This window comes from Corynebacterium sp. HMSC064H12, assembly GCF_001809925.1.
GTDB lineage: Bacteria > Actinomycetota > Actinomycetes > Mycobacteriales > Mycobacteriaceae > Corynebacterium > Corynebacterium jeikeium_D.
On the sequence record NZ_KV799345.1, the window covers coordinates 51,924 to 74,475 of the forward strand.

Sequence of the window (22,552 nt, forward strand, 5' to 3'; positions counted from 1 at the left end):
CCGCCGAAAAGTGGGGTCTCGACGTGTTCTGCTGGAAAACGACAGTGAATGCGGGTAAGTTTGTCGAAGATTTATTGTTTCTTAAGGTAATTCCCTGAAGCGGAAACACGCCTGATAGTTCCCACCGGCCGTGGGGAATCGCACATTGTGAGGAGAATGCACACGTGAAAATCACCTCTACTTTCCGTGGTTGGCGTCGAAAGGTTGCAGCCGTTGCGTCCGCAGTAGCTGTGGCCGCGTCTGCATTGACCATGGCGCCGGCCGCGAGCGCGGCGGGTGACCGAGGCTCGCTGCGCCCGGGTTGTGAGTGGGATTCGTACCAGTACTTCACCCAGAAGTGCCAGGTTTATTCGCCGGCCATGGACCGTAATATTCCGGTTCAGATTGTGGCCTCTGCCAATGGCGGTAACAAGGCTCTCTATCTGCTAGATGGCCTGCGTAGCCCGGCTGATGCCTCTGACTGGGTGGAGCACGGTAACGCCCCACGTACTTTTGAGGGATCCAACGTCAACCTGGTTATTCCAGGTGGTGGCGGCGGTAGCTTCTACACCGACTGGAAGCGTCCGTCGGTTAGTGTGCACGGTCCGTTTGTAAACATGTGGGAGACTTTCCTGACTCAGGAACTGCCGGTTTACCTTGAGCGTGAGTTCGGCATTTCTCGCACTGGTAACTCCATTGCAGGTCTGTCCATGGGTGCATCTGCTGCACTATCGCTGGCATACAACCACCGAGACCAGTTCGGTCAGGCTCTTGCCTTCTCCGGTTACCTGCACACCACTGCGCCGGGTATGACCACGGCAATTGAGGCTGCTCAGCTGTCGGCTGGCTACAGCTCCTTCGACATGTGGGGTGCGCCTATGTCAGCGGAGCGTGTCCGTAATGATCCGTACCTGAATGTCGAGAAGATGAAGGGGCTGGATCTGGTTATTACCTCGGCAAATGGTGTTCCGGATGAGGTTCGTGACCCGAAGAATCTCTACCGGGTCGTCCCGAAGGCCGGCGGCGTTGCGCTGGAGTCGCTGTCCCGCTTGTCCACCCGCGAGTTTGAGTTGCGTGCTCGTACCTCCGGTCTGGATGCCACGTTTGAATACGAGCAGACCGGTATCCACGATTGGCCGACCTGGGATCGTAACCTCCAGAACTCCAAGGCCCGCATCGAAGGTTTCCTCGGAGCTTAAAACTACAAACTGAACGAAAAAGCCCCTATGTGCAGCAGATAGTCCGCAGCGCGTAGGGGCTTTCACATTCTGGGCTGTCGCTAGCGTGGCAACAAGAGGCAATCCGCCACGGGCACTAGGATGCTATGAGATAGAAACGTCGGTAACTTATCGGCGGCAACACCCCCGGTAGACCTTTCGGAAAGTGGTTGATACGTCTCATGGCATCACAGCCTGAACAAAAGCGGACACATACCCCGACAACGTCGTCAAGCCTTGCCGTTGAACGCCTGCAGCGGGTTTTGCTGCCAAAGTTGGGTGAGCCCCGTGATGTCCGCTCGCTCTACTTGGTTGAGCCGGAGACTAATGCCGGTCGTGTGCAAGCGCATTCGCGCACGTCAGCCACTGTTCCGGCGGGTGATGAAGTTAGTTTTGAAACCTACTTCAATGCTTTTCCGGCCAGCTACTGGCGCCGGTGGACGAATCTGGACAATGTTGTCCTGCGCCTGGAGCTGTCCGGTACTGCGCGCGTAGACATCTACCGTTCGAAGATTGACGGTGCGCGCATCGCCGTGACCGGCGAAGTTGTCGGTGATCTGGGTGCGGCGGCTGAAGGCGCGGAAGCCAAGGTGGACGGCAAGGATGTGCACGTCTGCGAAATCCCAGTACCGCTGACGCAGTTTGAAGACGGCGGCTGGATTTGGTTTGACCTCACCTGTGAGACGGACGTGGTAATCCACTCCGCAGGTTGGTACTCCGATATCGAGGCGCCGAGCCAGACGTACCCGGACGGCACGGAGCATCCGGCGCCGGAGGGGCGCGTCACTATCGGTATCCCGACGTTCAATCGCCCGACCGACGCAGTTGCTGCTCTTGAGGCGCTGTCCTCGGATCCTGAGGTCGATGCCATCATCGATGCTGTTTTGATGCCTGACCAGGGCACCAAGCACCCGGCAGACGAGCCGGGCTTTGATGCTGTCGCCGAGCACTTTGGTGACCGCCTGCGTATTTTCCCGCAGGGAAATCTCGGTGGTTCTGGCGGGTACTCCCGCATTATGTATGAGGCCCTGGGCGGTCCGGATTCGGATTCGAAGCGTGCGACCGATAGCCCGTTCATTCTCTACATGGATGACGACATCGCCATCGAACCGGATTCCATTCTGCGTGCGGTCGCTGTCGGCCGGTTCGCGAAGTCCCCGATGCTGGTCGGCGGTCAGATGCTGAACCTGCAGGAGCGCAGCCACTTGCACTCGATGGGTGAAGTCATCGGCCGCCATGACTTCATGTGGACTTCCGCTCCGCACGTCCACTATGACCACGACTTTTATGCGCACCCACTGCGCGATCGCGGGGAGCACGGCACTAACGCAACCGGTGAGGTTGTCGATTCGAAGGATCTTCACCGTCGCATCGATGTTGAGTTCAACGGCTGGTGGATGTGCCTGATTCCGCGCGTCGCCGCTGAGGCAATCGGTCAGCCGCTGCCACTGTTTATTAAGTGGGACGATGCCGAATACGGTTTGCGCGCAGGCAAGGCAGGCTTTCCGACGGCTACGTGGCCGGGCGTCGCAATTTGGCATATGGCCTGGTCGGACAAGGATGATGCGATTGATTGGCAGGCGTACTTCCACCTGCGCAACCGCTTGATTGTCGCGGCCCTTCAGCACGAGGGCGATGCTGCCGGTATCGTGCGTTCCATGCGCAAGGCCACTTTCAAGCACCTTCTGTGCCTGGAGTACTCCACTGTTGCCATCCAGAACGAAGCCATGAAGGACTTCCTGGCAGGTCCCGAGCGTTTATTCGACATTCTCGAGTCCTCGCTGCCGCGCATCAATGCCCTGCGCAAGAGCTTCCCCGACGCGGTTGTGCTGCCGAGTGCAGGCGATCTGCCAAAGCCCTCCGGTATTCCGGGGATTCCGACAAAGGATGTCGGTGGTCGTCTGGGCAAGCTGAAGAAGGTCGGTTGGCTGGCCAAGGGCTTGCTTCACAGCGTGCGCCCGGAAAACTCCGAGCACCATGCGGTGCCGCAGGCAAACCTGGCGCCGCTGGAGGCTCGTTGGTTCTCCCTGTCGCGTCTGGATGGCGCAACGGTCACCACCGCTGACGGCCGTGGCGTGGTGTATCGCCAACGTGACCGCGACAAGGCCAAGGCTCTGCTGGAAGAATCCTGGGAGCTGCAAAAGCAGGTTGAGGAGCGGTTCGAGCAAATGCAGGCACGCTACCGCGCAGCCTATGACGATTTGACCAGTAGGAAGGCCTGGGCGAATGTCTTCGAAAATTAAAGGCGATCCGTTCGGCGAGTCCGACGTTCTCGTTAATATTCAGCACACGCTTAACGACGTTCCGGGTGTGCTGCCCACCGCGCGTGCCATGAGCTATTTCGGTGAGCACGCCCTTGGGTGGATGGGGCTCGCTGCCCTCGGGGCGGCGGTGGATAAGGAGCGACGCATTAGCTGGGCAAAGGTCGGTGTGGCCGCCTTTACCTCGCATGCGGCATCGGTGGTGCTTAAGCGCATTGTCCGTCGCCCGCGTCCCCATGACCGTCGTATAGCAATCGGCGTTGGTACGCCAAGCAAGCTGAGTTTCCCGTCCTCGCACGCGACGTCGACGACGGCGGCGCTGGTGGGGATTGCAAAGTTGGGTTACCCGGCAGCACCGGCCGTGGGCGTGCCGGCGATTATGCTCTCCCGCCTGGTGCTGGGAGTTCATTACCCAACCGATGTCGCTCTCGGAGCAGCGCTGGGTACAGCCACTGCTCTTGCGGTGGACAAGATAGGTGATAAGGTCATCGAGCCGAAAAAGGCGCAGCATAACCAGGGTGGACAGCCCTCCATTGCGGAAAGGAATGCACAGTGACACAGGCGGAGAACGACAACTTGGCCAATGTGTCGGCCAACCAGCGGCAAGCTTCTCAATCAAGGATTGGGTCCGAGCCGCACACTTCCGGTATCGATGAGCCTGCGCACCCGCAGGGGCATCCGCCGAAGAATCTGTTGGACGGCATGATCAAGGCGCTTCGCCCGAAGCAGTGGGTGAAGAATGTCCTGGTCATTGCGGCTCCACTGGCAGCCGGCAACGAGATCATGGACTCGGGACGTTCGATCGGTACGCTGACCGTCGACATCCTGGTGGCGTTTGTGGCCTTCTGTTTGGCCGCATCGTCGATTTACCTGATTAATGATGCCCGCGATGTTGAAGCTGACCGGGCGCACCCAACCAAGCGCTTCCGCCCAATTGCCGCTGGCGTACTGCCGGTGAGCATGGCGTACATTATGGCGGTCGCACTGATTATTGGTTCGATTGCGGTGTCCTGGTTTGCCTCTGAGGGGCCGGGGCTAGCAATTGTTGTGGCTGTATACATTGCACTGCAGCTCGGTTACTGCTTTGGCCTGAAGCACCAGCCGGTGATTGATATTGCGCTGGTGTCCTCGGGTTTCATGCTGCGTGCAATGGCCGGCGGTGTTGCTGCCAACATCAACCTGTCCCAGTGGTTCTTGCTGGTTGCCGCCTTTGGTTCGCTGTTCATGGCAGCCGGTAAGCGTTACGCTGAGCTGCTGTTGGCAGAGCGCACGGGTAAGAAGATTCGAAAGTCGTTGCAGGGTTACACCGCGACTTACCTGCGCTTTGTGTGGACCCTCGCTGCGACCGCCGTGGTGCTGAGCTACGCGCTGTGGGGCTTTGAGATGGGCCGCGCGCCGGGCACTTCATCGACTTCGGCTATTTGGTACGAGATCTCGATGGTTCCATTCACTGTGGCCATCCTGCGCTTCGCCGCCGACGTTGACCGTGGTGATGCGGGAAGCCCGGATGAGATTGCGCTCAAGGACCGACCGCTGCAGGCACTGGCCGTCCTGTGGCTGCTGTCCATTGCCATCGCTGTCTACGCTGTCCCGACTCTGGGGTAGTTCCCAGTTCTTATCCCTTTAAGCGAACTGCGATTTCCGTCGGGTTCTCGTCGGGTTCTAGTCGGGTTCGGTTGGTAGCTGAAAGCCCATGCACCGAGGGGTGCATGGGCTTTTTTGTGCCTAGCTAATACTTACGTTGTGTTTGGGGTTCTTGTAGGCGTGTTTTAGGTTTCTCAGTCAGTCCTACGGATTAGTCGGGGCGGAATTACAATTTTGTAATTCCATGCTGGTAAACATTGTTTCTCCTTGTGGTGGATAGTTTTGAGGGGAAATGTGAGAAATATTACGGAATGATTACGATTTAAACTTGGATGTAGGGAAACGATTGAGTATCGTTACATACTCGAGATTCTTTTGTGGGGTCTCCAGTTGTCGCGTCACAACTGGAAGCAGAAAAGCGAAAGCTCGCGCAAGCGACTGCCTCCGAGAAGTCTGGCGCGGAGGTAAGTCCGAAAGTAAAGAGGAGAACGATGAGCTTTACTGCAGTGAGTCGTAACTTCACGGTGAAGGTCGTAGCTGCCCTTGTGGCTGTTGCAATGGTGTTTGGTGGCATCATGCTCGCATCCGCGAAGGATGCGAGTGCTGATCCAAACCGTGATCGACTGCGTCCAGGCTGTGAGTGGGATCCATACAACTGGTGGGTTCAGTACTGCCAGGTCTTCTCGCCGGCTATGAACCGCAATATTCCGGTTCAGATTAAGGCGGCTACTGGTGGCGGCGATGCGTCCCTGTACATGCTCGACGGTCTGTGGGGCTTTAATAAGGGCGCGTCCGGTTGGATTTGGTCGGGTCACATTGCTCAGACCTTCGCCAATGACAACATCACTCTGGTTGCGCCGGCTGCTGGCGATGGCTCCTTCTACACCGACTGGAATACCCCGGCTGTGACTGCTGAGGGTCCGAAGATCCAGAAGTGGGAGACCTTCCTGACTCAGGAGCTGCCGGTCTATCTGCAGCGTGAGTTTGGTGTCAACCCGAACCGCAACGCAATCGCTGGTTTGTCCATGGGTGCGGCTGCGGCGGTTTCTTTGGCAGCCCGCCACCGTGACCAGTTCAAGCATGTTACTTCGCTGTCCGGTTACTACCAGATGTCGAACGAGGTAGTTGCTACGGGTACCACTGCAATGGTGGCTAGCACTGGTGTAGTGAATCCGACTGGCATGTGGGGTCTTCCGGTTCCGGCTTCGGCGGAACGCCAGGCCCATGACCCTTCGATGCTGCTCGACCAGCTCAAGGGGCTGCCGATGTATGTTTCCTCCGCCCAGGGTGTTCAGAGCCTGTGGAGTGATCCGGAGGTTTTGAACCGTCCGGTGCCGCAGCTCCCTGACACCGTCTGGCGTGCCGTGATGGAGTCCGTATCCCGCGCTTCGACGCAGCGCTTTGAGCAGGATGCTCGCGCTGCCGGCCTCAATGCGCAGTTTGTCTACAGCCCGAACGGTATCCACTCGTGGGAGCTGTGGGGCCGTGATGCCGCGCTTGCTCGCCCGCACATTCTTCGGGCGCTGGGCCTTTAAGTCGGTATTTGTTTCAGAGCGCTCTGGTGCCCTCGTGTGCTGACCTAGCTCTGGTGCTGGATAACTGCGTAAAGGGGCTAGCTTCTTAAGAAGTCTCAATTTTGAAAAAAGACCAATCCTTTTGTTGGGATTGGTCTTTTTTCTGTGTCAAGTCCGGGTTTGGATGCTGAGCGGAAGGTGTGGGTAACGGCTTAGAGGGGCGCAAAGAGTTGCCCTGTCAAAGCTTGAATTCAGTTCCTTTTGCGTGTGTCTCCACGGTTTTTACCCGTAAGAGGGTAAACATGAGAGTCGAACCTTAAAGTAAAGGGTGAAGCTATTCAGGTAGCTATACCGTTTGTTTCGCAGAACGTGTGTGAGATTCTTCTTGCAGCGGCACGCCGGAGGAGGGGAACCTTCGGATACGTTGCTGGTCACCACGTAATTCTGAGAAGCGGAACGGTAAACGCATAGCTCTAGCGCCGCGTGATGCTATCTGCAGGTGCCTAATCGGCGCCGGTGCAACACTCAATGTCTCAAATAATTTCAACCAGCGACTTTGTAAAGGGAAGCCCTCTTATGCGCGTAACCGCTAGATTCCTCCGTGGTGGCCTCGGCAACAGCCGGAAGTCATCGCGGGCGTTGACCGCACTTTTGGCACTACCGTTGACTCTCGCTCTCGGTGCCCCTGCTGCAGTGGCGGCTCCCGAGCCAGCTCAGCCAGGTCTGCCCAGCTACGAGGAACTTCAGGCCGTTCAGGGGCAGTTAGCTCAATCTGGAGACCTGGGAGACCTTGCTAAGGCCGCTGAAGCAGCGCAAGCTGCTGGTGCGCAGCTACCTGGCCTGGGCATGCCGAAGCCGATGCCGGGGCCGGAGCGTACGCCATTTAAAGTCGATACTCCCGCAGTGGCGAACCTGCCCAGCGGAGTCAGCGTAGACAAAGTCGAGTGGTACACAGATCACCACGTCATTGCGCACATTCGCTCGGCTGCCATGCCGGAGAAGCCAATTCAGGTTGAGATTTTGCTGCCGCGCGATTGGTACCGCGACAAGGAGCGCACATTCCCGAGCGTCTACCACCTTGACGGTATGGCATCGTTTGATGACTACTCCGGTTGGATTCGCGCTACTAATATCGAACGCTTCTACGAGGACAAGAATGTCCTGGTGGTTATGCCCGCCGGCGGTACATCGTCCTTCTACTCTGACTGGGATCAGCCAGATAACGGTCAGAACTACAAGTGGGAGAGCTTCATTACTAAGGAGCTCGTGCCGGTTATCACCAACGGCTTCCGCGGCAACGATGAACGCGGCATCATCGGTATCTCCATGGGCGCTACCGGTGCTTACAACGTCGCAGCACACTCGCCGGAGCTGTGGAAGTTTGCCGGTAGCCTCTCAGGTTACCTAGACATGACTTCGCCCGGCATGCCGCAGGCAATCGCTCTGGCGATGAAGAACACCGGTGGCTATGACGCGACGAAGATGTGGGGCCCGCTCGGTTCGCAGCGTTGGAAGGACAATGATCCGAAGCTGAACATCGACAAGCTCAAGGGCATGTCGCTGTACATCTCGGCGGGTAACGGCAACACCGGTGAGTGGGACGTGCCGTCGCAGATCGATCCGACGAAGCCGGACAATCCGACCGGTTACGCATTGGAAGTGCTTTCCCGCATGACCAGTGAGACCTTCATCCGAAATGCTCGCGAAAAGGGCGTCGAGCCGGTTGTGAACTTCCGGAGCTCGGGTACTCACACCTGGCCGTACTGGCAATTCGAGGTCAGTCAGGCCTGGCCAACGCTGGCCGATGCACTGCAGTTGCCGGAGTCCGATCGTGGCGCTGTCTGCCGCGTAGGTGGCGAGATTGAGAAGGCCGTTGCATCTCTGCCGGGAATTGGCACCTGCCTGTCGGATGAGTATGGTGTCGCCAAGAATGGCGTGGCTCAGGACTTTACCGGCGGTACCGCCTACTGGCACCCGGATTCCGGGGCACATGTGGTCTGGGGGCGCATCGGTTCGCGTTACAACGAGCTCGGTGGTCCGTCCTCGCCGCTCGGCTACCCAGTGACCAACGAACTGGCTACGCCGGATGGCTCGGGACGCTTCGTTCACTTCGAAAAGGGTTCGATTTACTGGACTCCGGAAGGCGGAGCCCACGAAGTCACCGGCGACATTATGAACGTCTGGGGCAAGGCCGGCTTCGAGACCGGTCCGCTGGGCTACCCAGTCGCCAACCACCGCGGTATTCCGGGCGGTGTCGCCCAGGACTTCCAGGGTGGCACCATCGTCAAGATCGGCGGCGAAGAACCTCGCATCGTGCGTGGTGAAATCGGCCGTGTCTACAAGGAGCTCGGTGGCGCTGAGTCCGATCTGGGTCTGCCTGTCGACGGCGACGAGGTCAAGCTCGCCCGCGGCGCTTTCCAGCGCTTCGAACACGGTGCCATTTACTGGACTCCGGAAACTGGTGCACAGCCGGTGCGCTCCAACGACATCACTGACCACTGGGGCAGCACTGGCTACGAAAATGGCCCGTTCGGCTACCCGGTCGGCCCACTGCAGCCAGTCAAGGCCGGCGGTCTTGAGCAGCAGTTCGAGGGTGGCTGGATTCGTCAGCTCAACGGCAAGATTGTCGAAGAGCGCAATAAGCCAGAAGCGCCGGCCCCAGCCGCCGACAACGGTGATGACAAGTAAGCCAACCAAAGCAGGGCACTGAATAAGGGATAGACAAATGTCCATGAACAAGTCCTTCCGGACACTGGCTACAACCACAGCTGTTGCGCTGCTGACCTTCGGAGTGGCCGCCTGTGGCAGTTCCACAGTGGAATCTTCGGAGGTCACCTCGTCGACGACTACGAAGACCTCCACGACGTCGTCAAGCACGAAGACTTCTGCGCCGAAGTCGAGCGAAAAGTCTGCGCCGGAGATCACAGATCCCCAAGCTAAGCGCGTGGACGAAGCGCCCGATGGGCAGATGAAGCTCAGCGAGGCGGACGATTCATACCTCGGAGCGCTGGAAAAAGCGGGAATCGATGTTGATGGGGTGGAGGATCAGCTCATCGGCACAGGTCGCGCGGCATGCGCGGACGCACCGGAGGAGGAGCGTGAAGTCATCGCGCTGGCGATTGCCGGGCAGCTGGTCGCCCAGGGGCGCTCACAGGAAAGCGCCGAAGAAGTGGCGAAGACTATTGCAAGCTCCGCTAAAAAGGCGTATTGCTAGCACTCATGCGTAAAGTGCTGACAATTCTGGCGGTCATTGTGCTGGTGGCCGCTATTGGCTTCGGCGTAGTGCAATGGCTTAACGACGACCAAGGCGGTCAAACCCCACCGACCCCCGGTGACGATGGCGGGGTTCTGGCCGAACAACCCGAGTGGTGCCCGGCGGTAGAAGTTATCGCCGTGCCCGGAACTGCGGAATCGCGTGCTGACGATGATCCGATGGCCCCGACCGCGAACCCGCATTCGCTGCTGCTTGGCCTGACGAACTCGATCTCAGGGTCCTACTCGGAGGGTGATGTCAAGGTCTGGACTACGCCGTACCCGGCACAGATCAAGACGCATCAGCTGCCCGACCAACTCACTTACGATGATTCGCAGGCAGTCGGGCGCGATGTCACCGCTAAGGAAATGGCTGACTTGCACGGGCAGTGTCCACTGACGGACTTCGTCCTGATGGGCTTCTCCCAGGGTGCCGCTATTGCAGGTGATTTGGCCTCTGACATCGGCAATGGCCGCGGTGTCGTTCCGGCCGAGCGCATTGCGGGCGTGGCTCTGTTGGGCGACCCGCGGCGTGACCCCAATCAGGGCGTGAACCAGGGCGTTCCGCTGGCTGGTGTGGGCGTCGAGCTGTCATTGCAGCCGCTTGGCGGCATTGTGCAGGCTGTGGTTCCGGGCGCGACGATGCGCGGTCCACGAGACGGCTTTGGTCCTCTTAATGACAAGGTCCAGAATGTCTGCGTGCCATCGGACTCCTTCTGTGATGTGCCTCCGGGAGTGGCCGATGCGATTGCACGAGCGCAGGAGATGATTACCGGCGCGGGTGCGCACGCGACCTACGCCACGAATGATGTGGCAATTCCGGGGACGACTCCGCTGGCCTGGACTGAGGGTTGGGCTCGCGAACTGATTGAGCAATCGCTGGCGCGGTAGAGGCAGCTCGAAATGTGCGAGACGCCCCCGACGGGGACTTGCTGTTAGAATCTTGCTCAAGAACTGGTGTTTAATGTTCCAAAACAACAGTTTCGCTAAAATTTCGAAAGAAATTGACAAAGTTGCAGGAAGCAGTCTGACGGAACCGGTTATTATCGCCCAAGGAACTGCTGTTCATGACCGGGGAAATCTAGGCGAAAAGGTAGGGTGCAATGACGAATCCGACAAACCCATATGGAGATTTCGACGAAGACGGTATGCCGAGGTCCAAGGGGAAGTTCGCTAACAGCTCGGGTGCTTACAGCTCCGGTATGCCGTACTCGGATCCATACCCACCGCAGCAGCCGAACGTGGGGCAGGGCTATCAGGACCCGAGCCAGCACAATTTCCACAACGGGTACTCGAATCCGTATCAGAGTGGTTACCCAAACCAGCAGGCGCCGGCGTATTCCGCTGGCTTCGGCGGCCCGAACCCGCACCAGGGCTACGGGGTGGCAGGTTCCCCTGTCTCGGATAAGTCCAAGATTGCAGCGGCTCTGCTTGCTTTCTTCCTGGGCACCCTGGGTGTTCACAATTTCTACTTGGGGCACAACTCGCGTGGTGCTATTCAGCTAGCACTGACGGTATTCGGCTGGATTACCGCCATCTTCCTGGTTGGCTTCTTCCTCATTATCGGCGTCAGCATTTGGGCATTTATCGAGTTCATTTTGATTCTCGTCGGTAGCGGCTCCTACGCCTATGACGCAAATGGGCGCCGCCTGCAATCGTAGGAGCCTCGTCCGAATCCGCTAGTTCCTGAAGCCGTGCACCGGCGCGGGGATGTAGCCGCCGCGGGCAATGAACTCGGCATTGCCCTTGGCATTGACATCAATGACCGGCGCGTAGCCGAGCAGACCACCGAAGTTCACCTCATCGCCCGGCTTGGTACCCGGCACCGGAATGAGGCGGGCTGCGGTGGTCTTGTGGTTCATCACACCGATGGCGGCCTCGTCGGCAATCATGCCGGAAATCGTGGTCGCAGGCGTGTCGCCGGGAATCGCGATCATGTCGAAGCCCACCGAGCAAATAGAGGTCATCGCCTCCAGCTTGTCCATGCTGATCGACCCCGCGCGCACAGCATCAATCATGCCCTTGTCCTCAGAGACCGGAATGAACGACCCGGACAGTCCACCGACGCGTGAACACGCCATCAGGCCGCCTTTCTTCACGGCGTCGTTAAGCAGTGCCAGCGCGGCAGTGGTGCCGTGCGTGCCGACCTGCTCCAACCCCATATGCTCGAGAATATGAGCGACGGAGTCGCCCATCTCGGCGGTCGGCGCGAGCGAGAGATCCACGATGCCAAAAGGCACGCCCAGGCGCTCCGACGCCATCGTGCCGACCAGCTGACCCGTGCGTGTGATCTTGAACGCTGCCTTCTTAATCTCCTCGGCGACTTCGTTAAAGCTGGCGCCATGCAGATCGCCGAGCGCGCGATCGACCACACCCGGACCCGAAACGCCGACAGAAACGACACAATCTGGCTCCCCGACACCGTGGAACGCGCCGGCCATGAAGGGGTTGTCGCCCACCGCATTGGCGAAAACCACCAGTTTTGCGCAGGCAATCGAGCTGCGGTCGGCGGTCTGCGCCGCAGCTTCCTTCACCACTTCGCCCATGCGGCGCACTGCATCCATGTTGATGCCCGCGCGTGACGACGCTACGTTGACCGAGCTGCACACCAATTCGGTCTCGCTAAGAGCGTGGGGAATGGAGTCGATGAGCCGCTTCTCGCTGGTCGTCGCGCCCTTTTCGACGAGCGCCGAGTAGCCGCCGAGGAAGTTCACGCCAGAATCGCGGGCGGCGCGGTCCAGTGCCTTGGCCACCACGGTGGGGTCGCCTTCGCAACCGGCCGTGATGAGGGAAACTGGTGTGACGGAGATGCGCTTATTGACGATCGGAATGCCCAGCTCCGCCTCGATACCCTCGCAGACCTCCACGAGGCGAGCGGCCTGCCTGGTTACGCGGTCATACACCGCCTGTGCGGTGGCTTCCATTTCAGAGCGAGAGCACTCGAGCAGGGAAATGCCCATGGTGACCGTCCGGATATCCAGACGGTACTTCTCGATCATGTCAATAGTGTCGAGGAACTTAGATTGCGCGAAGTTGAAATCCATCCTGGTCGCGCCCTTTAAATCTCGTTGACGGCGTTGAATAGCGCCTCAGACTGGATTCGAATGACAAGCCCCTCCCGCTTGCCGACGGAATCCATGTAACCCTGCAGCGTGCTGATGGGGGTGGCCTTCTCGTTGAACTCCACCCGCAGGATCATGGTGAACCATTTATCCATGAGGGTCTGGGAAACATCGACGATGTTGACGTCCTGCTCCGCCAGAGCAGTGGTGACGGCGGCGATGATGCCGGTGTGATCCTCGCCGGTGACGGTAATGATGGCAAACATGGCCTCAATTTTAGCCGGTGGGGAGGTGGGGAAAATCTGTGGATGGCGGTTGTGCTGGTGGCGAGTTTGTGGCGAAGCATGTTCAGAGCCACCCAAAAAACACTTCACGACACCTATGTCACCTCGTGCCATCTGTGGAGGCGGCATGAGGTGACATAGGTGTCGTGAAGTGGGGAGGAGGGGGAGGGGCGTGGGCGTGGGCTGTGCCAGAGCGAGGGGCAGCCCTACGGAGCCAGCCCTATCGGACGTCGACGAACTCCTTGACAATCCACTTGCGCAGGGCGAGCAGAATCAAGCCCAGGACAACCGAGGCGATACCCAGGGTGATGAAGAAGGTGTTCTCAGCAGCGGCATCCTCATAGTTGTAGAAGCCGGCCAGGGTGCCTGCCAGCGAAGTACCCATAGCGACTGCCATCAGCCAGACGGCCATCATGCGCGACGGGAATGCTGCCGGAGCGACCTTGGTAGCAAGGGCGTTGCCGACCGGGCTCAGCATGAGCTCACCCATGGTGAACAGGAAGAGAATCCAGATAATCGCATACAGCGGAGTGGAGTTCTCACCGCCACCGGAGAATGGGATGAAGAAGAACAGCGAGATACCGATGATGATGTTGGCGACACCGAACTTCACTGGGGTGGACCACTGGCGGTCACCAAGCTTGGACCAGGCGGCTGCAAAGACCATCGAGAAGGCGATGATGAAGATCGGGTTGATCGAGTTAATCCAGGCCGGGGACATTTCCCAACCGAAGATCTCGCGGTCGAGGCGGATGTCCGAGTAGATGGCCAGCACCGTGAACTGCTGCTGGAAGATACCGAAGAACAGCACGCCTGAGACGAACATCGGGATGAAGCCGACCAGGCGAGTCTTCTCCGATTTCGTCGTAAGTGGCGAGGAGTACATCTGCCACCACAGCACCACAGCGGCGATCAGTGCAATCACTGTGACCACAGTGGAAAGAGTCGTGACCGGAACAATTCCGGTGGAAACCAGCGTAACCGAGACAACAGTGATGACCACTGCGATGCCAATCCATACCGGGTACTGCTTCTTCGGCAGCGGGTTCGGAATCTCATGGCCAGCCTCGGCGATGGTGGACTTGCGCATCAGGATGTACTGAATCAGACCGGCAGCCATACCGATAGCGGCCAGGCCGAAGCCCCAGTGGAAGCCCTTCATTCCCCAGATCCAGCCGGTGAGCAGTGGGCCGAACAGGGCACCGATATTGACGCCCATGTAGAAGATGGAGAAGCCGGCGTCACGACGCGGGTCGTCCTTTGCGTAGAGCTGACCCAGCACGACCTGTGCGTTGGTCTTCACGCCGCCGGAGCCGATTGCGATGGAGACAAGGCCAATAGCCAGGCCAATCACGCCGGGGATGAATGCCAAGGAGATGTGGCCAAACATGACCAGGATGGCGGAGTAGAACAGTGTCCGCTCCGAGCCAAGGATACGGTCAGCAACCAGAGAGGCAACGAGTGCGGCCATGTAGACAAGACCGCCGTAAGCACCGACGATAGAGGTAGCAGCACCCTTGTCCAGGCCGAGACCGCCCTGAGTGGTCTCGTAGTACATGTAGAAAGCCAGGATGGCCTGCATGCCGTAGAAGCTGAAGCGCTCCCACATTTCGATGCCGAAGAGATTGGCGAGACCCCACGGTTGGCCCATGAAGGTGCGGTCTTCGCTGGACCCTGCGGGGTTATGAGTTCGTTGGGTCTCAGCAGTTGGTTGATTGCCGAGAGCCTCGTCTGAAGATTTGTCCATTCTTCAATTATCGAGGCGGAGTGCAAAAATTAAAAACCAGATTTAGTCAGTGAACTAAATCGAAGGGTTAGGAACGGGGCCAAAGGCTTAGTCCAGAGACTTACGAGCAACCGCATTCGACGCTGCTCGCCAACCCAGCAGCAGCAAGGCGCTCATGACTGAGGCAACCAGAATGAAGGACCAGTGCGGGACTGCCGAATTGCGGGTGGCCCACACAGCTAGGCCGACGACGACAGTGCCGAGCCACACAATTGCGCCTGAACTCACTGCACGCGGGTTCGGCTCGTTCTTAATCAGCGCGGTGCCCAGGAGGACACCGAATGCGAACGGCCACCAGGTATCGAGGATATTGATGAAGGTAAAAGGATCCTCGGGAGTGTTGTGAGCCAGACGTGCCAACACGGCGAAAATAAAGATGGCGAGGATGTCAATCAAGAACGTCGATACGCGTGTGTTCATGCTTCTTAGTCTAGCGACCCCTCAGATTGGTGGGTGACCAGCGACCAGCGGCGAGGAAGCCATTAGCGGTCAGCGACTGGCTGATGCTCGGGCTGATCCTTGTGGTCGAAGCCGAGGGCGTAGATAATCCAGCCCACAATTGCCACCAGGACGAAGGAAACGATGCGGTAGACCAGCACCGCTGCAAAGGCCTCGGCGCCGGTGGTGCCGCCTGCGATGAGAGCCGCGGTCAAAGCGGCCTCGACAGTGCCGATGCCGCCCGGTGTGGCCTGGATGAAACCTGCGAGCTTGCCGGTTACGAAAGCCAGCAGCACCTTCGTAGCGGAGATGTCATCGACACCAACGGCACGGATGGCGGCGTAGAGACAGACAATTTCCGCGACCCAGTTGATAAAGGACCAGGTGAAGGAAAGAGCCAAAGCTTGCACGGGCAACTTCACGCTGGTCAGCTGTTTGACGGACTCTTCAAGTCGGTCGACATCGGTGTCCGCGGGCTTCTTTCGAATCTTGTTAAAGACACGCAGACACCACGCGCCTGTCTTGTTGAGAAAAGCCGGGTTCTGCGAAATCCGCCACAGCAAAATGGTGGCTAGTAAAACCGCAATTGCCATAGCGATGAGCACCGCGGTCGTGCCACCCTGTCCGACGAAGAAGAGGCTGCCAAGCCCCAGAAATGCCAGACCTAAAAACGACAACGCGCCCGAAAAAAGCACGAACCAGCTGACAAGGACCGCGGATGCGCCCCACTGCATCATGCGCTTAATCTGTAGCGCCGTGGAGAATGCAGCACCACCGGGAACGGTGACCGCCCACGCGTTGGATGCGAGGGTTAGCGCATTGGTGCTACGGCGAGTGGCTGCTTTTACGCCTCCAGCTCGCAACAGCAGACGCATCACTTCCGCCATCGCGTAGAGCGAAAAAGCCACGGAAAAAATAGCGATGAACAGCCACTTAGCGTCGACATCCGCAAGGATTTGGAGCCCCTGGACGACGCTGTCCCAGTTTCTTACCGTCAGGACGACACCGGCAATCACGAGGGCCACGAGGATTATCGATCGTAGCCAGCTCGAATTGCCGGTTTTGAGGACTTTTTTAAGTCGTGACATAAATAAGAAGCCTGTTCGTCTTCCTGTTCGTCTCCCTAGACGTCGCCGCAGTGGTCTCCCTAGTCGTCGTTCTTGCCGTCGCGCTCCTTGAGCAACGAAGTGAGCGGACGGAACGGCTGCAGCCACGCACCGCCATCAGGCAGGCGGTCGAGATCGATACGCGGTAGCGGCTCGCGGAAGACGCCCTTGATTTCCTCCAGGTCAACGAAGCGAATCGCATCGGAGGCCAGCGCCCAGGAAGCGTGCTCGTGAAAACCGATGACGGTTACCCGAATCCCCTCGGATGCGAGCTTTTCCAGCAGCTCCTGGAAATTCTGGCCATCGGCGGACGCAACGACGACACTGCGCAACACGCCCTCGTCGTAACGCCGTTGGATGTGCGCAATCATGTCCGGGTCAACGTCGGTGTCCTCTTCGATCTTCGGCTTTGCGAAGACCGCGAAACCGACATTGCGCAGAGCCTCGACCCAGGGGCGGACAATCTCCGCTGAGCCCGGGTTGACGTTGGTGAACACCGTGGCCTCGGGGAGGACATCGGAACCGATTTTGTGGGATACGCGCTCGGCTTCGTCGATAAGCCATTTGCCCACGGCGTCGAAGCGGGGGCGGTGCGCGGCGGTCGGGCGGGAGCCCAAAATGGCGCCGAGCCCCATGTCCAAGTTCGGGGCATCCCACACGAGCAGTGCGGTGGGGTGCGTCTCGGTGGTGTTGTAGCTGGCAGAGGTGTTTTGGGTAGTGCTCATGTTCCTATGCCTCTTTCTTGCGCCAGATGAACTCGTGGATGTCGTGGTCGAGGTTCAGGCCGCGGGCTTCGAACTTGGTCGTCGGTCGGTCGAGAAGCATGGGGGATTCCGGCCAGGGCCAGGCGATGGGCTCGAGCGTCGGCTCGACCTCGCGGAGCTCCTCGATCCATTCGGCGTAGTCCGCATGGTCGGTGGCGGCGTGGAAAATGCCGCCGGGCTTCAGACGCGAAGAAATCAGGCGCAACGTGCCGGACTGCACAATGCGGCGCTTGTGGTGGCGTGCCTTCGGCCACGGGTCCGGGAAGAACAGGCGTACGCCGGCCAGCGACTCCGGCTCGATCATGCGCTGCAGGACCTCGACGCCGTCGCCGCGGACCATGCGGATGTTCGACACCTCATTGCGCACGGTGGCGGAGAGCAGTTTCGCCAGGCCAGGGCGGTAGAGCTCAACGGCGATGATGTTGTGGTCCGGTTCTTGCGGAGCCATAGCCACGGTGGACGTGCCGGTGCCGCAGCCAATCTCGACGATGGTCGGTCCCTTGCGGCCGAACCATTCCTCCACGTCAATGACTTCGTCGGAGAGGACCTTGCCGTACGTGTCCCAGTTGTCTTCCCAGATCTTTTCCTGGTTGGGAGTCAAAGTGCCGCGGCGGAAGGACAGATTGCCGATGCGCGGGTAGTCAAGACCATCGTCGAATTGGGTCTTTTCCGGACGACCTGCAGGCAATTCGCCCTTCTTCGGCTGGCGTTCATGCGGTTGTTCCGCCTGCTCGTCCGCGCGAGTTGGCAATGGTTCAGATTGCTGCGAAACCGCAGGCTGTTCGATATTTTCAGAAAAATCAGAAGTAGTCACGTTCCCTATTGTCCACGACATCGGCCAACTATCCAATCATTGCCCCTAGGATTTTTGTTGTTGTCCTGGCGGTTTCACGCCGGTTGACGATGCCGCGTCGTCCTGAATAGGCGGCACGGCGGGGCAATTTGTTTTGCCGACTTGCCGAATCCGCGGTCCGCTGTAGGCTGAACGCGAAGCCGCGCTTATTCGTTGGTTGAAGCGGTGCTTGGGGTCTGCCTAGCGCAGTGTTTCAGGGCGCGGATTCTGGCCTACGGGCCGTATGGGGGTTACGCAGGTTTTTAACTAAACTGCGCAGGGGATTTATGGGAGGGGACTAGGCCGAATGGACCTTATTTCCGCAAGTGACGTCACGGAAACAACACAGCCGTCAACAGGATCTACATCGTCGTTGCGCGCCGCTGTGGTGGACTGGCTGTCAGCACGGCAGGTCGCGCACTCGGACACCACACACACGAGCGGTGCGGAGGTGTGCGTCGCCAAGGCGCTTGAGCGTGAGAAACGGCCATCGATAATCTGCGCGCGATTGCGCAGGGGCGTGCGCGAAACCGCTGTGCGCGAGGCATTTTCGCAATGTCACGCGGAGCTGGCCGACAAGCTGTCCGTCCCTGTCGCGCTGGTCATCGAGCAACAACCGATTCGCCATTCGCTTGCCGACGAGTATTGCGACATCACCACAAACGAGACAGCTGAACACACCTTTTTGTTCAGCTCCGCGTTGCGGAAGATTGCTGAACGCCACGGGGCGAAAGGCGGATCACGCAATGATGACGGGCTACTCGCAGTGCAGTTGACTGAGATTGCGGCGGCCTTTCCCGCGGCTAGAGACAGCCTGGAGGAGCTGTTATGGCAGCACCGGACGTAGTTGAGCCACTCCCGGTCTCGGCCGAGAGGCCGGAGCAGCCACCGCTTCTTGTCACCAAAGCCGGGGACGCAGCGGACCGCGCGGACTTCTCGCAGATTGTTGATACTGCGACTCCGCCACGTCGCCTGGAGTTTGTGGATAAACGCAGCGCCGTCGTGCTCTATGTTGCAGACAGCGAGGTGCAGCCCACGCGGGAGTGCGTCAGCACGGTTGCAGCCATTAGCCAAGCCACCGGCCGTGTTGCAGTTGGCCTGATTGGCAATGGTGAGTATGCCGAGGCCTGGCGTCAGGAAATCGACAGCACAATCCCAATGGGAGCGCTGGACGAGAGGATGGCCAGAACCCTGGTTCTGCTGGCAGAAGGTCCGCCCAGAAACCCGGGGGAAACACTGAGTGCGCGCCGGGCTCGAAATGTGCGAGCTCAGCTGGCACAGGAGCGATCGCGCGGAGCCGGGGCGGCGGCGCGATTGCAGCGGAAGATGCAGTTGGCAGCTGAGAGCGCAGTGCGGGATGCACTCCAGGAAGTGGCTGACGGCCCCGCAGGTAATCAGGCGGAACTTCAGGGTCGTGCCGAGGTCGCAGCGACGCGGCTGCAACAGCGGTGTGGCGACGAATTGGGCCTTCGTGTGGAAATTTCAGTGCCCGCTCCAGCAAGCCCGGCTCGCCCCAGTTATGTCATGGACACTCTGGTGGCGGTGGCATCGCTTGGCGTGGCGGTCGGCGCAGTGCGGATCGTCCACGGATTGCTGATGTGGATTGGGGTGCCGACGCTTGCGGCGCAGCTGGTCGCACTCGCAATAGGCCTCGGTGTTGCGGTGGTGGCGGTGAGCGCAACGATTCGTCGTAACGCACGCCAACGCACCTCGCAGTGGCGGGCAAATTACCTTGCCCATCTGCGGCGAAAATGGACACAGTCCGTGGAGATGACGGTGCGCGAAGCCATTGGTGCGCGGGGTCCGGGATGGCGAATAGAGCAGCTGGCGGAGTACACCGGAACGCCTGCACGATAGCTGTGACAGCGAAGAGAAATAGGGGGATATCACGATGGATGAGTTTTCTTTACTGCAGTACTTTTCCGATCAACCCGCGTCCGATGGCGGGGTGGAGGCGCGTTCGCCCGCTACGCCGTGTGGTTTGGAGGCGGCGACACCGATTGATGGGCAGTCGGCGGACGTTGGTGGTGCCGGGCTGGTTGTGGAGGTCGATGGGCAGCTCTACGACCTCGGCGACGACGAGGGGTCAATTACGCTTGCCGACGATTCCGGGTTGTCAATCTATTCAGATCTGGACGGTGACGGCACGGTGGATCACGTTACGACGGTCCGTTTTGACGGCACTTGGGAGTCTTGGAGCAGTGATGATGTGAGGGCTGCTGACGCGATGGGCGGAGCAGCAGTGGAACCGGCATCAGCCGCGGGGAAGTGGGATGCGTATTCATGGGAGCAATCCGCTCGGGGCAGCTGGGACTAACGACTTTGGGAACGCTGCGCACGGGGGTACCCGTGTCTCGGTTGCTTACAAATGGGGGTAACTGCCCGCAAGGGGTTAATGGTTGTAAATTTATATGGTGAGGCTGGCCTTGGTCCCTGGTTATGGCCGTAAATGAACAGGTCGCAAGAATGGGGCGGGGAAAATTATTTGTTGTAAAGCTGTGATGTAACGGCTTGCAAATGCGGGAACGAGCCGATTGTCGATGTGGGGCCCGGCAACTTTCGGTATCCCCCGGTAACCTTAAATTAAGACGCGAATCAATGAGTCAGGAGAACTGATGTCCGCACCTTCTATTCCTGGTCTCGAGGGCCAGGCCCCGACCGAGAACGCCGAACTGCTGCGCTGGATTGCTGAGGTCGTAGAACTGACCCAGCCAGACAAGGTTGTCTTTGCTGATGGCTCGGAAGAAGAGTGGAACCGCCTTACCCAGGACCTGGTTGATAAGGGAACTCTTATCAAGCTGAATGAGGAAAAGCGCCCGAACTCTTTCCTTGCCCGCTCTAACCCGAAGGACGTTGCTCGTGTGGAGTCCCGCACGTTCATCGCTTCTGAAAAGGAAGAGGACGCTGGCCCGACCAACAACTGGGCGGATCCGGTCGAGCTGAAGAAGGAAATGACCGAGCACTACCGCGGTTCCATGAAGGGCCGCACCATGTTCGTCGTTCCGTTCTGCATGGGTCCGATTACCGACCCGGAGCCGAAGCTGGGTGTTCAGCTGACCGACTCGGAGTACGTGGTTCTCTCCATGCGAATCATGACCCGCATGGGTCAGGATGCCCTGGACAAGATTGGTCCGGACGGGGACTTCGTCCACGCTCTGCACTCCGTTGGCGCTCCGCTGGAGGAAGGCCAGGAGGACGTTGCATGGCCGTGCAACGATGAGAAGTACATCACCCAGTTCCCGGAGACCAAGGAGATTTGGTCCTACGGTTCCGGCTACGGCGGAAACGCCATCCTGGCCAAGAAGTGCTACGCACTGCGTATCGCTTCGGTCATGGCCAAGGAAGAGGGCTGGATGGCTGAGCACATGCTCATCCTGAAGCTCACCAACCCAGAGGGCAAGGCCTACCACATCGCCGCTGCATTCCCGTCTGCATGTGGTAAGACCAACCTGGCTATGCTGACTCCGACCATCGAGGGCTGGAAGGCCGAGGTCGTCGGCGACGACATTGCATGGCTGAAGTTCGGTGAGGACGGTCGCCTGTACGCTGTTAACCCGGAGAACGGCTTCTTCGGTGTTGCACCGGGCACCAACTACTCCTCCAACCCGAACGCCATGAAGACCATGGAGGCCGGTAACACCCTGTTCACCAACGTCGCGCTGACCGACGATGGTGACGTCTGGTGGGAAGGCATGGAAGGCAAGCCGGAGCACCTCATTGACTGGAAGGGCAATGACTGGACTCCGGATTCCGACGAGCTGTCCTCGCACCCGAACTCCCGTTACTGCACCCCGATTTCGCAGTGCCCGGTCGCCGCACCGGAGTACGACGATCCGCAGGGTGTCCCGATCGACGCCATCCTGTTCGGTGGTCGCCGCCCGGACACTGTGCCGCTGGTGACCCAGGCACTGTCCTGGAACCACGCAACCTTCATCGGTGCAACCCTGGCTTCCGGCCAGACCGCTGCTTCCGCTGAGGCCAAGGTCGGTTCCCTGCGCCATGACCCGATGGCAATGCTGCCGTTCATTGGCTACAACGTCGGTGACTACCTGCAGCACTGGATTGACATGGGTGTCAAGGGCGGCGACAAGATGCCAGAGGTCTTCCTGGTCAACTGGTTCCGCCGCGGCGAAGACGGCCGCTTCCTGTGGCCGGGCTTCGGTGACAACTCTCGCGTTCTCAAGTGGATCATTGACCGCATTGAGGGCCGTGTTGGCGCCAAGGAGACCGTTGTTGGTCACACCGCTAAGGCAGAGGACCTGGACCTGACTGGCCTGGACATCGACTTTGAAGATGTCAAGGAAGCCCTGAAGGCACCGGCTGCTAAGTGGCAGGGTGACCTGCCGGACAACGAGGAGTGGCTGAAGTTCCTCGGCGACCGCGTTCCGCAGGAAGTCTGGGACGAGTTCGAGGCTCTGAAGGCTCGTATCGAGAAGAGCCTGCAGGACTAAGATCTTGCTAGCTAGCCTTGCT

At 59.2% G+C, this 22,552-nt stretch carries 20 protein-coding genes; 13 read left to right on the plus strand and 7 right to left on the minus strand.

Annotation, left to right across the window (positions count from 1 at the left end):
- Positions 1 to 164 precede the first annotated feature (164 nt).
- The 9 genes from HMPREF2681_RS06675 to HMPREF2681_RS06715 all read left to right on the plus strand — a co-directional run bounded on the left by HMPREF2681_RS06675 (position 165) and on the right by HMPREF2681_RS06715 (position 11,468).
- Positions 165 to 1,178 carry an alpha/beta hydrolase gene (locus HMPREF2681_RS06675; protein WP_049171829.1) on the plus strand — a complete coding sequence of 338 codons (1,014 nt, stop codon included), beginning with the start codon at positions 165 to 167 and terminating at the stop codon, positions 1,176 to 1,178.
- Between the two features lie 200 nt (positions 1,179 to 1,378).
- Positions 1,379 to 3,439 (plus strand): glycosyltransferase, encoded by a 2,061-nt coding sequence (locus HMPREF2681_RS06680; RefSeq protein WP_070546512.1) that lies wholly within the window; start codon positions 1,379 to 1,381, stop codon positions 3,437 to 3,439.
- Positions 3,423 to 4,013 (plus strand): phosphatase PAP2 family protein, encoded by a 591-nt coding sequence (locus tag HMPREF2681_RS06685; RefSeq protein WP_049190962.1) that lies wholly within the window; start codon positions 3,423 to 3,425, stop codon positions 4,011 to 4,013. Before HMPREF2681_RS06680 ends, HMPREF2681_RS06685 begins: the two co-directional genes overlap by 17 nt.
- A 29-nt stretch (positions 4,014 to 4,042) precedes the next feature.
- Positions 4,043 to 5,062 carry a decaprenyl-phosphate phosphoribosyltransferase gene (locus HMPREF2681_RS06690; protein ID WP_049193199.1) on the plus strand — a complete coding sequence of 340 codons (1,020 nt, stop codon included), beginning with the start codon at positions 4,043 to 4,045 and terminating at the stop codon, positions 5,060 to 5,062.
- Between the two features lie 470 nt (positions 5,063 to 5,532).
- A complete protein-coding gene (locus HMPREF2681_RS06695; RefSeq protein WP_049193152.1) occupies positions 5,533 to 6,576 on the plus strand; it encodes an alpha/beta hydrolase in 1,044 nt (347 codons plus the stop codon).
- 555 nt (positions 6,577 to 7,131) lie between these two features.
- The gene (locus HMPREF2681_RS06700) at positions 7,132 to 9,243 is read left to right on the plus strand and encodes an alpha/beta hydrolase-fold protein (RefSeq protein ID WP_070546514.1); all 2,112 of its coding nucleotides are present in this window, start codon (positions 7,132 to 7,134) and stop codon (positions 9,241 to 9,243) included.
- A 37-nt stretch (positions 9,244 to 9,280) separates the two neighbouring features.
- Entirely contained in the window at positions 9,281 to 9,769 is a 489-nt protein-coding gene (locus tag HMPREF2681_RS06705) for a DUF732 domain-containing protein (RefSeq protein ID WP_016421642.1), read from the plus strand.
- 5 nt (positions 9,770 to 9,774) lie between these two features.
- Positions 9,775 to 10,698 (plus strand): cutinase family protein, encoded by a 924-nt coding sequence (locus HMPREF2681_RS06710; protein WP_049193155.1) that lies wholly within the window; start codon positions 9,775 to 9,777, stop codon positions 10,696 to 10,698.
- A 212-nt stretch (positions 10,699 to 10,910) separates the two neighbouring features.
- On the plus strand, positions 10,911 to 11,468 hold the full coding sequence (locus tag HMPREF2681_RS06715) for a TM2 domain-containing protein (protein WP_016421640.1): 558 nt from the start codon (positions 10,911 to 10,913) through the stop codon (positions 11,466 to 11,468).
- Between the two features lie 18 nt (positions 11,469 to 11,486).
- Here the strand turns inward: HMPREF2681_RS06715 and HMPREF2681_RS06720 are convergent, their stop codons facing one another.
- The 7 genes from HMPREF2681_RS06720 to trmB form a co-directional block, all read right to left on the minus strand.
- Entirely contained in the window at positions 11,487 to 12,851 is a 1,365-nt protein-coding gene (locus HMPREF2681_RS06720) for a PFL family protein (protein WP_049193157.1), read from the minus strand.
- Positions 12,852 to 12,865: 14 nt separating this feature from the next.
- On the minus strand, positions 12,866 to 13,135 hold the full coding sequence (locus tag HMPREF2681_RS06725; RefSeq protein WP_016421638.1) for an ACT domain-containing protein: 270 nt from the start codon (positions 13,133 to 13,135) through the stop codon (positions 12,866 to 12,868).
- A 238-nt stretch (positions 13,136 to 13,373) separates the two neighbouring features.
- Positions 13,374 to 14,900, minus strand: coding sequence for a peptide MFS transporter (locus HMPREF2681_RS06730; protein WP_016421637.1), 1,527 nt, complete (start codon positions 14,898 to 14,900; stop codon positions 13,374 to 13,376).
- A gap of 87 nt (positions 14,901 to 14,987) precedes the next feature.
- Positions 14,988 to 15,359 carry a DUF3054 domain-containing protein gene (locus HMPREF2681_RS06735; RefSeq protein WP_016421636.1) on the minus strand — a complete coding sequence of 124 codons (372 nt, stop codon included), beginning with the start codon at positions 15,357 to 15,359 and terminating at the stop codon, positions 14,988 to 14,990.
- 62 nt (positions 15,360 to 15,421) lie between these two features.
- A complete protein-coding gene (locus tag HMPREF2681_RS06740) occupies positions 15,422 to 16,465 on the minus strand; it encodes a lysylphosphatidylglycerol synthase transmembrane domain-containing protein (protein WP_083301601.1) in 1,044 nt (347 codons plus the stop codon).
- A 59-nt stretch (positions 16,466 to 16,524) separates the two neighbouring features.
- Positions 16,525 to 17,208 (minus strand): NYN domain-containing protein, encoded by a 684-nt coding sequence (locus HMPREF2681_RS06745; RefSeq protein WP_005510460.1) that lies wholly within the window; start codon positions 17,206 to 17,208, stop codon positions 16,525 to 16,527.
- 4 nt (positions 17,209 to 17,212) lie between these two features.
- Positions 17,213 to 18,061, minus strand: a complete 849-nt coding sequence (gene trmB / locus HMPREF2681_RS06750; protein ID WP_224784268.1) for a tRNA (guanosine(46)-N7)-methyltransferase TrmB — start codon at positions 18,059 to 18,061, stop codon at positions 17,213 to 17,215.
- A gap of 325 nt (positions 18,062 to 18,386) precedes the next feature.
- On the opposite strand from trmB, the gene HMPREF2681_RS06755 reads away from it, so the two are divergent.
- The 4 genes from HMPREF2681_RS06755 to HMPREF2681_RS06770 all read left to right on the plus strand — a co-directional run bounded on the left by HMPREF2681_RS06755 (position 18,387) and on the right by HMPREF2681_RS06770 (position 22,530).
- The gene (locus HMPREF2681_RS06755; protein ID WP_070546516.1) at positions 18,387 to 18,926 is read left to right on the plus strand and encodes a hypothetical protein; all 540 of its coding nucleotides are present in this window, start codon (positions 18,387 to 18,389) and stop codon (positions 18,924 to 18,926) included.
- A complete protein-coding gene (locus tag HMPREF2681_RS06760) occupies positions 18,908 to 19,936 on the plus strand; it encodes a hypothetical protein (protein ID WP_070546518.1) in 1,029 nt (342 codons plus the stop codon). The genes HMPREF2681_RS06755 and HMPREF2681_RS06760 overlap by 19 nt, the downstream gene beginning before the upstream one ends.
- A 34-nt stretch (positions 19,937 to 19,970) precedes the next feature.
- Positions 19,971 to 20,396 (plus strand): DUF6802 family protein, encoded by a 426-nt coding sequence (locus tag HMPREF2681_RS06765; protein ID WP_070546519.1) that lies wholly within the window; start codon positions 19,971 to 19,973, stop codon positions 20,394 to 20,396.
- A 298-nt stretch (positions 20,397 to 20,694) separates the two neighbouring features.
- Positions 20,695 to 22,530, plus strand: a complete 1,836-nt coding sequence (locus HMPREF2681_RS06770) for a phosphoenolpyruvate carboxykinase (GTP) (RefSeq protein WP_070546521.1) — start codon at positions 20,695 to 20,697, stop codon at positions 22,528 to 22,530.
- The last annotated feature ends 22 nt before the right edge of the window (positions 22,531 to 22,552 follow it).